12 protein-coding genes are annotated in these 12905 nt (G+C 66.0%); 3 read left to right on the forward strand and 9 right to left on the reverse strand.

Features of this window, described 5'->3' with window-relative positions; genetic code table 11:
* Window positions 1-12 precede the first annotated feature (12 nt).
* The gene (locus tag DVH29_RS04505; protein ID WP_114644967.1) at window positions 13-1383 is read left to right on the forward strand and encodes a PleD family two-component system response regulator; all 1371 of its coding nucleotides are present in this window, start codon (window positions 13-15) and stop codon (window positions 1381-1383) included.
* Window positions 1384-1690: 307 nt separating this feature from the next.
* Here the strand turns inward: DVH29_RS04505 and rpmG are convergent, their stop codons facing one another.
* The 9 genes from rpmG to ruvX all read right to left on the reverse strand — a co-directional run bounded on the left by rpmG (window position 1691) and on the right by ruvX (window position 11926).
* Window positions 1691-1858: a 50S ribosomal protein L33 gene (rpmG, locus tag DVH29_RS04510; protein WP_114644968.1), complete on the reverse strand. Its 168-nt coding sequence runs from the start codon at window positions 1856-1858 to the stop codon at window positions 1691-1693.
* A gap of 98 nt (window positions 1859-1956) precedes the next feature.
* The gene (locus tag DVH29_RS04515) at window positions 1957-2382 is read right to left on the reverse strand and encodes a DUF983 domain-containing protein (protein ID WP_114644969.1); all 426 of its coding nucleotides are present in this window, start codon (window positions 2380-2382) and stop codon (window positions 1957-1959) included.
* 4 nt (window positions 2383-2386) lie between these two features.
* Window positions 2387-4684 (reverse strand): ribonuclease R, encoded by a 2298-nt coding sequence (gene rnr, locus DVH29_RS04520; RefSeq protein WP_114644970.1) that lies wholly within the window; start codon window positions 4682-4684, stop codon window positions 2387-2389.
* 9 nt (window positions 4685-4693) lie between these two features.
* Window positions 4694-7279, reverse strand: coding sequence for a type I DNA topoisomerase (topA, locus tag DVH29_RS04525; RefSeq protein WP_114644971.1), 2586 nt, complete (start codon window positions 7277-7279; stop codon window positions 4694-4696).
* Window positions 7280-7394: 115 nt separating this feature from the next.
* Complete coding sequence (gene dprA, locus DVH29_RS04530; protein WP_114644972.1) at window positions 7395-8513, reverse strand: DNA-processing protein DprA; 1119 nt, start codon at window positions 8511-8513, stop codon at window positions 7395-7397.
* A 4-nt stretch (window positions 8514-8517) separates the two neighbouring features.
* Complete coding sequence (gene plsY / locus DVH29_RS04535) at window positions 8518-9114, reverse strand: glycerol-3-phosphate 1-O-acyltransferase PlsY (protein ID WP_114644973.1); 597 nt, start codon at window positions 9112-9114, stop codon at window positions 8518-8520.
* On the reverse strand, window positions 9111-10409 hold the full coding sequence (gene pyrC, locus DVH29_RS04540) for a dihydroorotase (protein ID WP_114644974.1): 1299 nt from the start codon (window positions 10407-10409) through the stop codon (window positions 9111-9113). The genes plsY and pyrC overlap by 4 nt, the downstream gene beginning before the upstream one ends.
* Complete coding sequence (locus DVH29_RS04545) at window positions 10402-11379, reverse strand: aspartate carbamoyltransferase catalytic subunit (protein WP_199562521.1); 978 nt, start codon at window positions 11377-11379, stop codon at window positions 10402-10404. Before DVH29_RS04545 ends, pyrC begins: the two co-directional genes overlap by 8 nt.
* 88 nt (window positions 11380-11467) lie before the next feature.
* A complete protein-coding gene (gene ruvX, locus DVH29_RS04550; protein ID WP_114644975.1) occupies window positions 11468-11926 on the reverse strand; it encodes a Holliday junction resolvase RuvX in 459 nt (152 codons plus the stop codon).
* A gap of 76 nt (window positions 11927-12002) precedes the next feature.
* Here ruvX and DVH29_RS04555 point away from each other — a divergent pair, with 76 nt between their 5' ends.
* Both DVH29_RS04555 and gatC read left to right on the forward strand, forming a co-directional pair.
* Window positions 12003-12536 (forward strand): hypothetical protein, encoded by a 534-nt coding sequence (locus DVH29_RS04555; RefSeq protein ID WP_114644976.1) that lies wholly within the window; start codon window positions 12003-12005, stop codon window positions 12534-12536.
* 80 nt (window positions 12537-12616) lie between these two features.
* Window positions 12617-12904, forward strand: coding sequence for an Asp-tRNA(Asn)/Glu-tRNA(Gln) amidotransferase subunit GatC (gene gatC / locus DVH29_RS04560; protein WP_114644977.1), 288 nt, complete (start codon window positions 12617-12619; stop codon window positions 12902-12904).
* Window position 12905 lies beyond the last annotated feature (1 nt).

Below are 12905 nucleotides of genomic sequence, written 5' to 3' on the forward strand. Positions count from 1 at the left end.
GGAAGGCATTCCGTGACTGCACGCGTGCTCATTGTCGATGATATCCCGACAAATGTGAAATTGCTCGAAGCCCGGCTGCTGGCGGAATATTTCGAGGTTGCGACGGCGGCGTCCGGGCCGGAGGCCATTGCCATCTGCCGTTCGCGCGATATCGATATCGTGCTGCTCGACGTGATGATGCCGGGCATGGACGGGTTCGAGGTCAGCCAGATTCTCAAGCGCGATACCGCGACGGCCCATATTCCCATCGTCATGATCACCGCGCTCGACCAGCCATCCGACCGGGTGAAGGGGCTCGAGGCCGGCGCCGATGATTTCCTCACCAAGCCGGTGGACGATATCCAGCTGCTGGCGCGGGTGCGCAGCCTCACGCGCCTCAAGACGCTTAGCGACGAATTGCGCGCCCGGGCCCGTACCAGCCACGAGATCGCCTTCGAGGATGCCAGCCGCACCGAATACGGGATCGGGGTGGATCACGGCCGCATCCTGCTGGTCGATACCGACCACAACCGCGCGGCGCGGCTCCAGTCCTATCTGCGCGACATCCACGATGTGACCATCCTTACCGAGCCGAGCGATACCGTGCTGCAGATGGCGGGCGGCGGATTCGAGCTGGTCATCGTGTCGATGGCCATCGAGGGCGTCGATCCCTTGCGCATCTGTTCGCAGATTCGCAATCTCGATCAGGCGCGGGCGGTGCCCATCATCCTCGTGGCCGACGAGCATGACCGCCCCAAGGTGGTCAAGGCGCTCGATCTGGGGGTCAATGACTTCATCATGCGCCCGCTCGAACGCCACGAGCTGGTGGCGCGGGTCCGCACCCAGATCCGCCGCCAGCGCTATACCGCCGAACTGCGCGAAAGCCTCAATTCGACCATGGCCATGGCGGTCATCGACGAATTGACCGGGCTCTACAACCGCCGCTATTTCGAGCGGCACATGGCCATGGTTCTGGCCAAGGCGCAGACGCAGAATCGCGACATGGCGGTGATGCTGCTCGACATCGACTTCTTCAAGCCGGTCAACGACACCCATGGCCATGACGTGGGCGACGCGGTGCTGCGCGAGTTCGCCGCCCGTCTGCAGCGCAATATACGGGGCGTCGATCTCGCCTGCCGCTATGGCGGTGAGGAATTCGTCGTCGTGATGCCCGATACCGACCTGCGGCAGGCCGAAAGCATCGCCGAGCGGGTGCGAGGCGCCATCGCCGACGAGGGATTCGCCGTTGGCCTCGACCGGCCGCTGTCGATCACGGTCAGCGTCGGCCTCGCCTTCAACGCCTTCGAGAACGACACCTCGGAAACCATCATCAAGCGGGCCGACATCGCGCTCTATCACGCCAAGCGGACGGGCCGGAACCGGGTCGTCGCCGACGCGGCCTAGCGGTTCCCCGGTAAGGTTAACCTTTCATTATTAATTTCGAATCAGGGCCGGAAAGCCCCGGATATGCTTGGCTTTGCGCGGGGCGGGGCGTAGGGTCTGGGCATCGAAACAGACGCCTTTACGGGGCGTTCTTGCAAACACCCTACGGTATTCAGGTCCGCCGCAACTCCTGTTCCGTAGGGGGCTGGTCCGGCTCCGGACAAGAGTAGCCTCTTCGACAAACCGGACCGGACCAGCCGCACTCATTCATCGCAACAAAAAAGCCCCGCTCGAAGGCGGGGCTTTTTTCGTTTCTCGGAAACCGATCTTATTTGATCTTGGCTTCCTTGAATTCGACGTGCTTGCGCGCGATCGGGTCATACTTGCGGAAGGCGAGCTTCTCGGTCGCGGTGCGGGTGTTCTTCTTGGTCACGTAGTAGAAGCCGGTGTCGGCGCTCGAAACCAGCTTGATCTTGATCGTGTTGGACTTTGCCATCGCGGATGCCTTTTAAACGAACAGGCCGTGCGACGGACGCACGGCTCGAAATCTGAGTTGGGCGCAAACTATGCATTTTGCGTCGAAAGTCAAGCGGCTCAGGCGCGCTCGTCGTGCTCGATCTCATCGAAAATCGGCGAGGGATCGAAGCCGTGCATGTATTGCGCCCACTGCATGCCGACAATGGCGCCCTTGGTCACCGGCAGCAGCCAGAGCGACATGAGGATGATCAGCGGCACGAGGGTCGCGAGATAGATCGCCGGGTGCAGGGCATGCGTCATCTCCAGATGCACCAGGATGGCCACGGCCACATGGCCCACTATGGTGATCACGATATAGGGCGGGGCGTCGTCGGCCCGCTGGTGGTGCAGTTCGGTGCCGCAATGCGCGCAGGCATCGGTGACCTTGAGATATTTGCCGAATAGCTTGCCCTCGCCGCAGGCCGGGCAGCGGCATTTCATGCCGTTGAGCATGGCCGGCCAGAGCGGGCGCACCGGGCGCTGGGTGATGTCCGAAAAGCCCATGGCTCTATCTCCTTGCGCGCTTGCCGCGCGACGAGCGGGCCGGCATTGCCGAACGCGAGCGGCGGCCACGCAGGGGGCCGGGCGCCTTGACCCGTTCGCCCTGAGATAGAACTTCGAAGCGCAAAGCGCCAGCCATGGGCGCTGCTTCAAGCAGTCGCACATCCACCTTGTCGCCGATGCGGAACCGCTCGCCGGTGCGTTCGCCGATCACCGCCTGCTGGTCCTCGAAATAGCGGAAATAATCCTGGCCCAGCGAGGAGACCGGCACGAAGCCGTCGGCGCCGGTCTCGTCGAGCCGCACGAAGAGGCCCGCGCCGACCACGCCCGATATGGTGCCGCGGAAGCGGGCGCCGATATGGGCGGCCAGGTATTGCGCCAGTAGCCGGTCGGCGGTTTCGCGCTCCGCCGCCATAGCCCTGCGCTCGGTTGCCGAGATATGCTCGCCGATCGAGCCCAGCCGGTGCTCCTCGGCCTCGGTCAGCCCATCATCGCCGAGGCCCAGCGCGCGGATCAGGGCGCGATGCACGATGAGGTCGGAATAGCGGCGGATAGGCGAGGTGAAATGGGCGTAGCGGTCGAGATTGAGCCCGTAATGGCCGTAATTGCCCGGCGCATATTCGGCCTGCGCCTGGCTGCGCAGCACCATTTCGCTCACCTGCTGGCTCTTGTCGGCCTTTTCGGCCCGCGCGAGAATCTGGTTGAAATCGCGCGGCCGCAGGGAGTCGCTGCGCGGCATGGGCAGATCGAGCGAATGGAGGAATTCCGAGAGCGCGACGATCTTTTCTTGGCTCGGGGCGTCGTGCACGCGATAGAGCAGGCCGGATTTGTGCTTTTCCAGCGTCTCGGCGGCGCAGACATTGGAAAGAATCATCATCTCCTCGATCAGCCGGTGCGCTTCGAGCCGGTCGGGGACATAAACCCCTTCCACCATGCCGTTCGCGTCGAGCCGGATGCGCCGTTCGGGGAGGTCGAGGGCCAGCGGCCCCCGCCGGTCGCGGGCCCTGGCCAGGGCCTCATAGGCCGCCCAGAGCGGCTTTAAGACCGGTTCGAGCAGGGGGCCGGTCGCATCGTCGGGCCGCCCGTCGATCGCCGCCTGGGCCTGCTGGTAGCTCAGCTTGGCCGCCGACCGCATGGTCACCCGGTGGAAGGAATGGCGCTTCTTGTTGCCCTCGGCGTCGATGACGATGCGCAGCGCCATGGAGGCGCGGTTCTCGCCCTCGCGCAGCGAGCACAGATCGTTCGATATGCGCTCGGGCAGCATGGGCACCACCCGGTCGGGGAAATAGACCGAATTGCCGCGCAGGAAGGCCTCGCGGTCCATGTCGGAGCCGGGGCGGACATAATAGGCGACGTCGGCGATCGCTACATGGATCACGTGCCCGCCGGGATTGGCGGGGTCGGTGTCGGGCTCGGCGTGGACGGCGTCGTCATGGTCCTTGGCGTCGGGCGGGTCGATGGTGACCAGCGCAATGTGGCGCCAGTCCTCGCGCCCCTTCATGTCGGCCTCGCGCGCTGCCCTCGCTTCCTGGAGGACGGAGGCGGGGAAGCGATAGGGGATGTCGAGCGAATGCAGGGCGATGAGGCTCACCGCGCCTTCCGATTGCGGATTGCCCACCACGGTGACCACTTTGGCGCGCGGGATCATCAGCCGGCCGGAAACCGTCACCTCGACCTCGACCAGGTCGCCGTCGCGGGCGCCGCCCAGATCGCCGGCCGGGATGCGCATCTCGCGGGCCTTGCGCTCGATGGGCACCAGGCGCGCGCCGTCATCGTCCATGCGCACGATGCCCAGATCGGCCTTGCGCGGCTTGTCGAGCACCTTCATGGGCCGCGCGGTGTAGTGCGGCACCGTGCCCTCGCCGCGCTGGATGCGGGCGAGTATGCGGTCGCCCGGGGCGGGGACCACGCGCGCATCCTTGCCCACGGTCACGACGACGCGCGGCTTTTCGCCCTCCTCGTCGTTCCATTTGGCCGCGAAGGCGTGGAGGTCGTCGGGATCGGCATCGGCGGGGATATCGAGCACGGTCACGGCGGGCAATTCGCCGACCGGGCGGATTTCCTTGCGCTTGCGCGCCAGCAGGCCCTCGCGCTCCATGTCCCTGAGCAGCACCTTGAGCGCCACGCGGTCATCGCCCTTGATGCCGAAATGCCGGGCGATCTCGCGCTTGGAATTGATCTCTGGGAAATCGGTGATCGCCTCGAGAATGGCTTCGCGGGTCGGCAATTCGCCGGGCGAGAAACTGGCCGCACGCTTGCCCGTTTTCGCGGACGGAGCCTTGGGCTGCGAAATGCGTTTGGCCATGATTCTCCTTTATGCCTCGGCCGTCTTCTTCTTGGCCGCTGGCTTGGACTTGCTCGCCGGCTTCTTGGCCGCCGCCTTCTTTGCGGGTGCCTTGGCTTTCGCCTTGGGCTTGCCCTTGGAACCCCCCTTGGCGGCAATCAGTTCCAGTGCGCGTTCGAGGGTAACCGCCTCGGGTGCCAGGTCCTTGGGCAGGGTGGCGTTGACCTTGCCCTGGTTGACATAGGGCCCGTAGCGGCCCGAACGCACGGTGATCGCCCCGTCCTCATGCTCGAAGGTCTGGATCGCTGGTTGCGCCGCCGCCCGGCCGCCGCGCCCGCCACCGGCCCGCTTCTGGGCCAGAAGGTCGACGGCGCGGTTGAGGCCAACGGTGAAAACTTCTTCCACGTCAGGGAGATTGGCGTAAGTCTTCTCATGCAGGACGAAGGGGCCATAGCGCCCGATGCCGGCGGTGATCGGCTTGCCGTCTTCCGGATGCGGGCCCACCTCGCGCGGCAGCGAGAGCAGCTTGATGGCCTTTTCCAGAGTCATCTCGGCGGCGTTCCAGCCCTTGGGGATGCTGGCGCGCTTGGCGTCCTTGGCGTCTTCGCCCAGTTGCACATAGGGGCCGAAGCGGCCGGTCTTGAGATAGATTTCCGCGCCGGTGTCCGGGTCGGCGCCGAGCACGCCATCGCCCGCCGCGGCCTCGGAGGCCTGGCCCGTGGCGCTTTCGGCAAGTTGCTGGGTGTGGCGGCATTCGGGATAGTTCGAGCAGCCGATAAAGGCGCCATAGCGCCCCAGCTTGAGGGAAAGCTGCCCCGTGCCGCAGGTGGGGCAGAGGCGCGGATCGGAGCCATCCGGCTTGGGCGGGAAGATGTGGTGGCCCAGAAGATCGTTGAGCGCATCGAGCACCTCGGACACCCGCAGGTCCTTGATCTCCTCGGTCTGCCGGGAGAAATCCTTCCAGAAGCGGCGCAGCACTTCCTTGTAGTCGATCTCGCCGGCCGAAATCTCGTCCAGCTCTTCCTCCAGCCCGGCGGTGAAGCCGTATTCGACATATTTGGTGAAGAAGCTCTGCAGGAACGCCGTCACCAGCCGCCCGCGATCCTCGGGCACGATGGCGCGCTTATCGATGCGGATATAGTCGCGGTCCTTAAGCGTCCCCAGCGTCGAGGCATAGGTCGAGGGCCGTCCGATGCCGAGCTCCTCCATCTTCTTGATGAGGCTCGCTTCGGTGTAGCGCGGCGGCGGCATGGTGAAATGCTGCTCGATCTCGACCTTTTCGAGCGCAGGGGTATCGCCCACTTTGAGGGCGGGCAGGTCGCGGGCGTCCTCGTCGTCCTCATCGGTCTTTTCGACCCCATAGACCCCCAGGAAGCCGGGGAAGGTCACCACCGAGCCGGTGGCGCGCAGGGTGATGGCGCGCCCGGCGGCGGCCACGTCGATATCGGCGGTGGTGCGCTCGATCTCGGCCGAGCGCATCTGGCTGGCCAGGGCGCGGCGCCAGATCAACTGGTAGATTTTGTGCTGGTCGGGATCGAGATTGCGCAGCGTATCGGGATGCTTGCCCAGGTCGGTGGGGCGGATCGCCTCGTGGGCCTCCTGGGCGTTCTTGGCCTTGGTGGAATAGAAGCGCGGCTTCTCGGGCACATATTCGGCGCCGAATTCCTTGCCGATCACCCGCCGCGCCGCCTCGACCGCCTCGGGGGCCATCTGCACGGCGTCGGTCCGCATATAGGTGATCAGTCCGTCCTCGTAGAGGCGCTGGGCGATCTGCATGGTGCGCGAGGGCGAAAGGCTCAGCCGCGAGGAGGCGTCCTGCTGCAGCGTCGAGGTGGTGAAGGGCGCGTAGGGATTGCGCTTGGTGGGCTTGCGCTCGACATTGGCCACCGTGAAACTGCCCCGCTCTATGGCGGCCTTGAGCGCTTCGGCGTCCTCGCCGGTCTTGACGGCCAGCTTGTCGGTCCGCTCGCCATCCACCGAATAGAGCCGGGTCTCGAAGCTCTTGCCGGCCTGGTTCAGCGTCGGCGTCACGCTCCAGTATTCCTGGGGCTTGAAGCGCTCGATCTCTTCCTCGCGCTCGGTGACCAGCCGCAGGGCCACCGATTGCACGCGGCCGGCCGAGCGCGAGCCGGGCAGCTTGCGCCACAGAATCGGGGAGAGGGTGAAGCCCACGAGATAGTCGAGCGCCCGGCGCGCCAGATAGGCGTCGACAAGCGGGGCGTCGATGTCGCGCGGCTTCTTCATCGCCTCGGTCACCGCGTCCTTGGTGATGGCGTTGAACACCACGCGCTTGACCGGCATGTCCTTCTTGATCGCCTTCTTGTCCTTGAGGGCGTCGAGCAGGTGCCAGGAAATCGCCTCGCCCTCGCGATCCGGGTCGGTGGCGAGAATCAGTTCGTCCGCGCCCTTGAGCGCCCTTGTGATGTCGGCCAGGCGCTTCTTGGAGTTGGTGTCGACCTCCCAGCTCATGGCGAAATCTTCGTCGGGGCGCACCGATCCGTCCTTGGCGGGCAGGTCGCGCACATGGCCAAAGCTGGCGAGGACTTCATAGTCCTTGCCCAGATATTTGTTGATGGTCTTGGCCTTGGCCGGGCTCTCGACGATAACGACTTTCATGCCTTTGACGGCTCCGCACAGCTGGAAAAAAAACGCCCTGAATGGGTGGAGATGGGGCGGCAAGGGCCCGCCCTCAAGGTCCGGGCAAAATGGTGATAACGTCCCGCTCTGTCAATCAGCCGCGCAGAGCAAACAGCTGTCCCGTGCGTTCGATGCGCCCGGCAAGCTCGAGTTCGAGCAGCAGAATCTGCACCGTTCCGGCCGGAATGCCCGTCGCTTCGATCAGGGCATCGGTGGCAGTCGGGGTGTGGCTGAGGGCCTGCACGAGGCGGCTGCGTTCGTCCTCGCTGGGCTCCATATCGGCATCGATGGGCGCGTTTTCGAGGTCGTCGTCCTCAAACAGCGGCAGGCGCGACGGGTCGGCATGGGTGAGTTCGGCGACGATGTCCCCGGCGCCGGTCACCAGCTTTGCTCCCTGCTGGATCAGGAGGTTGCCGCCTTCGGCGCGCGGATCGAGCGGTGAGCCGGGTACGGCGAACACCTCCCGGTTCTGTTCGAGCGCCATGCGGGCAGTGATCAGCGAACCCGAGCGCTTGGCCGCCTCGACGATGACCACGCCGAGCGAAATCCCCGAAACCAGCCGGTTGCGCCGGGGAAAGTCGCGGGCCCGGGGCTCCCAGCCCAGCGGCATTTCGGTGACCAGCGCGCCGCCATGGTCGACGATGGCCTGCGCCAGCCCGACATTTTCCGCCGGGTAGATCCTGTCCAACCCGCCCGCCATCACCGCGATCGTGCCGCCTTCGAGCGCCGCCTGATGCGCGGCGGCGTCGATTCCCCGCGCGAGGCCGGAGACCACGGCATAGCCCTCGCGGCCCAGGTCTGTGGCGAGGATCTGGGCCATGCGCCGCCCGGCCGCCGAGGCATTGCGGGCGCCGACGATGCCCACCGTTCGTGGTTGCGCCGTGAGGGCGCCGCCCATGAGGGTGAGGACCGGGGGCGGGCCGGCCACATGGCGCAGATGCGGCGGATAGGCGGGGTCGCCCATGGTGACGAGGCGCGCGCCCATGGCCTCCACCCGGGCGATCTCATCCTCGATCTGGGCGAGCGAGGGGATGGAGATGGTGCGTCCGCCGCGCCGGGCGAGGCCGGGTAGGGCCTCAAGCGCCGCTTCGGCGGAGCCGAACCGGTTGATCAGCGTGCGGAAGGTCGAGGGGCCGACAGTGTCGCACCGGATCAGGCGGAGCCAGGAAACACGCTGCGACGACAGGGAATTCGTGCGCGCCCCGGCCGTCATGGGGCTAGCCTGCGGTCTTCTTTTCGCCCATCCGGCTTTCCGTGCCGGCGATCAGGCGCTTGATGTTGCCGCGATGGGTGATGAACAGCATGATGGAAAGAAAGCCCGTCGCCCAGGTGAGTTCGGGGCCGGAAAAGGCGAAGGCGAACATCGGCGCGGTGGCCGCCGCGGTCAGCGCCGCCAGCGAGGAATAGCGCTGGGCGAAGGCGATGAGCAGCCACACGGCGCAAAAGATCAGCCCGATCGTCCAGTTGAGCGCCAGGAGGATGCCCACATAGGTCGCCACCCCCTTGCCGCCCTTGAAGCCGAGCCAGACCGGAAAGATGTGGCCGAGAAAGGCGGCGACGCCGGCGAACAGCGCCGCTTCGTTGCCCCACAGCCATCGGGCGATCAGCACGGCGGCGACGCCCTTGCCGATATCGCCGACCAGGGTGATGGCGACCAGGTCCTTGCGGCCGGTGCGCGCCACATTGGTCGCCCCGATATTGCCCGAGCCGATCTTGCGCACGTCGCCGAGCCCGGCGGCGTTGGTGGCGATCAGGCCAAAGGGGATCGAGCCGAGCAGATATCCCGTGACGATGGCCAGCGCATAGTCGATCATGCGGCGGCGTCCTCCTCAAAAACCACTTTGCCCCCCACGATGGTCAGCATGACCTTGCCGGTCATGCGCGCGTTCTCGAAGGTGGTGTTGCGCGAGCGCGAGCGGATGGTAGCTTCCTCGACGATCCAGGGATAGTCCGGATCGATGAGGCACAGATCGGCCGGGGCACCCCTGGCGATGCGGCCGGCATCGAGGCCGAGGATTTCGGCCGGGCGCACGGTCATGGCCCGCAGCAGGGTCATGAGATCGACATCGCCGGCGTGGTGGAGCCGCAGCGCCGCCGGGAGCAGCGTCTCGAGCCCGATCGCGCCGATGGCCGCGTCGGCGAAAGGCTGGCGCTTGACCTCGCTGTCCTGCGGATCATGATCGGAATGGATGGTGTCGATCACCCCGGTCCTCAGCGCTTCGACCAGCGCCAGCCGGTCGTCCTCGCTGCGCAGGGGCGGGGCCAGCTTGAAGAAGGTGCGATACGAGCCTACGTCGTTTTCGTTGAGGCAGAGGGCGTTGATCGATACGCCCACCGAAACCCCGGCGCTGCGGCCCTTGTAGGCCTCGGCAATCTCCGCCGCCCGCGCCGTCGAGATCTGTGCGGCGTGGTAGCGGGCGCCGGTGGCGAGGGCCAGTTGCAGGTCGCGGTCCAGCGGAATGGTCTCGGCCTCCACCGCGATTCCCTTGAGGCCGCGGAAGGTGGCGAGGGGGCCGGCATTCATCACCCCGTCCGCCGCGAGGCTCGCCTCGAGGGGCAGGTGGACGATTGGGGCATCGAAATTGGTGGCATAGATCATGGCCGCCCGCATCACGGCGGCGCTTTGCAGCGATTTGCGTCCTTCGGTGAAGCAGACCGCCCCGGCCTCGCGCAGCAGGCCGAATTCGGTGAGTTCGCACCCTTCTGTGCCCTTGGTGATGGCGGCGGAGGGCAGCACGTTGACGCAGGTGGTCGCCGCCGCATGGCGCGCGATGAATTCCACCAGCGCCCCATCATCGATCACCGGCTGGGTGTCGGGCATCACCAGCATGGAGGTGACGCCCCCGGCCGCCGCGGCCCGTCCGGCGCTTTGCAGCGTCTCGCGATATTCATGCCCCGGCTCGCCGGTGAACACCCGCATGTCGATGAGGCCCGGCGCCAGCACCAGCCCCTTGGCGTCGATGCGCCGGCATTTGTCCGGCGCGCCGGGTAGGGCGCCTTGCGCGATATCGGCGATCACCCCATTTTCGACGAGGACGGCGCCGGAGAAATCGGCATTGCTGGCCGGATCGACGATGCGCGCGTTTTCGATAAGGAGCGGCCTATGCATCCTCGCCCTCCTTGTCGAGCAGGGCATCGAGCACCGCCATGCGCACCGCGACCCCCATTTCCACCTGCTCGGTGATCACCGATTGCGGCCCGTCGGCGACGGCGGGATCGATCTCGACGCCGCGATTCATCGGGCCGGGATGCATGACCAGCGCGTCGGCATTGGCGTGGGCGAGCTTTTCCGCGTCCAGCCCGTAGAACCTGTAATACTCGCGCACCGAGGGGATGAGCTTGCCTGAGGCGCGCTCGTTCTGGAGGCGCAGCATCATCACCACATCGGCGCCCCTGAGGCCTTCGCGCATGTCGGTGAACACTTCCGAGGCCATCTGCTCGACCCCGCGCGGCAGCAGCGATTTCGGCGCGATCACCCGGGTCCGGGCCTGCATGGCTCCGAGGAGGATGAGGTTGGAGCGCGCCACGCGCGAATTGGCGATGTCGCCGCAGATCGCGATGGTCAGCCCGTTGAGCCGCCCCTTGTGCCGGCGGATGGTCAGGGCATCGAGCAGCGCCTGGGTGGGGTGCTCATGGGCGCCGTCCCCGGCATTGACCACTGCGCACCCGACCTTCTGGCTCAGCAGTTCCACCGCGCCGGAGGAGCCGTGCCGCACGACGATGGCGTCGGGCTGCATGGCGTTCAGCGTCGCCGCGGTATCGACCAGCGTTTCGCCCTTGGCCACCGAGGAGGTGTTGACGGCCATGTTCATCACCGTCGCCCCCAGCCGCTTGCCGGCGATCTCGAAGCTCGCCTGGGTGCGGGTGGAGTTCTCGAAGAACAGGTTGATCTGCGTCTTGCCGGCGAGGTTGGGCAGGGTCTTCTGCTGGCGCGATATGGGGATCATCGCCTCGGCGCGGTCGATGAGATCGATGATCTCGACCGGGTTGAGCTGGGCGATGCCCAGAAGGTGCCGATGACGGAAGGGAAGAAACGCGCCCTTGGGGCCATCGGGGTGTTCCGGCTGTCGTCGTGCCATCGTCATTTCCGCTTTCGACTGGCGGTGCGTACCCCATGGGGCAGGGGGCGGCAAGCCCGGGTCCGGAAATTCCTGTGACTTCCCCGGCCTATCCCCGCCGCAGCCGCTCCAGCGCCCCTTGTAGGATGTAGCTCGCCGCGAGCTTGTCGACCACTTCGGCCTGCCGCGCCCGCGACAGATCGGCCTCGATCATGGTGCGTGTCACCGCCATGGTGGAGAGCCGTTCGTCCCAGAACGCGATGGGCAGGTCGATCTTCTGCTTGAGATTGCGCACGAAGGCGCGGGTCGATTGCGCGCGGGGGCCTTCCGAGCCATCCATGTTGAGCGGCAGGCCGACGACGATGCCGGTCACCGCGTTCCCGGCGACCAGCGCCATCAGCCGCTCGGCATCGGCGGTGAATTTCGTGCGCTTGATGGTCTCTATGGGCGAGGCGGTCATCCGCAGCGCGTCGGAGATGGCGACGCCGATGGTCTTGGTCCCCAGGTCGAGCCCCATCAGCTTGCCCGAGGGGGCGAGGGCGGCGAGGGGGCTTTCTGGATCGGTCATCGTCTGGCCTTGCGGGCTGGTGTCTGGCAGCTTATCAGCAGGTTCCGACCGCGCTGGCAAGGGACACGACGTGAAAATGAAGATCACCTGGTTTGCCGCCATGAGCTTCCGCATCCAGATCGCCGGCCGCATCCTGGTCATCGACCCCCAGAGCGCCCCGGCGGGAATCGATGCCGGGGAACTGGTTTCGGGCGCCGATACGGTCATCGGGTCGACCAGCCCGGCGCTGGCCGATTTCGATCCCGAACTCTGGCGTCCCCGCCGCCGCATGCGGCTGATCGACGAGGAGGGCGAGGAGGGGCTGCGGCTCTATCGCCTGGGGGACAGCGGGCTGGTCGCCGATTCCCTCGATGACGGGCTTCTGGTCCTCGACCACGCCGATGCCGGCACAAGATGGGGCATCTGGGCCGATGGCGCGGTGGCGGTCCTTTCGGGCAGTGCCGCCCAATGCGCCGCGCATGGAACCGCGCTTCTCGATATCGCCCGCCCCCGGCTCATTGCATTGGCGCTGGACCAGGGGGAGATCGATGTTGCCTTCGAGGCGCTGGCGTCGCATCTGGGCGATGCGAGCCTTATCGTTCTCGAACCGGGAATGGCGGTTGAGGTCTAGCGGGATTTGCCGATTGCGTTTGCGCGGGCCACATTGCTAAAAGCCGCATTACGATTTCATACAGTCACCAGGAGACTTGCATGTCGGTCGACGCCGATACCGTAAGACGCATCGGGCGCCTCGCCCGCATCCGGATCACCGAAGAGGAAGTCGCCGCCTTCGAGGGCGAGATCAACGCCATTCTCGGTTTCGTCGAGCAATTGGGCGAGGTTGATATCGAAGGCGTGGAGCCGATGACCTCGGTGACCCCCATGCAATTGCGCCGTCGCGACGATACGGTCACCGATGGCGGCTATGCCGAACAGATCGTCGCCAACGCGCCGATCTCGGAAGACAATTTCTTCATGGTGCCCAAGGTGGTGGAGTGAT

The sequence above is a fragment of the Pelagibacterium lacus genome (genome assembly GCF_003345525.1).
Classification (GTDB): Bacteria; Pseudomonadota; Alphaproteobacteria; order Rhizobiales; family Devosiaceae; genus Pelagibacterium; species Pelagibacterium lacus.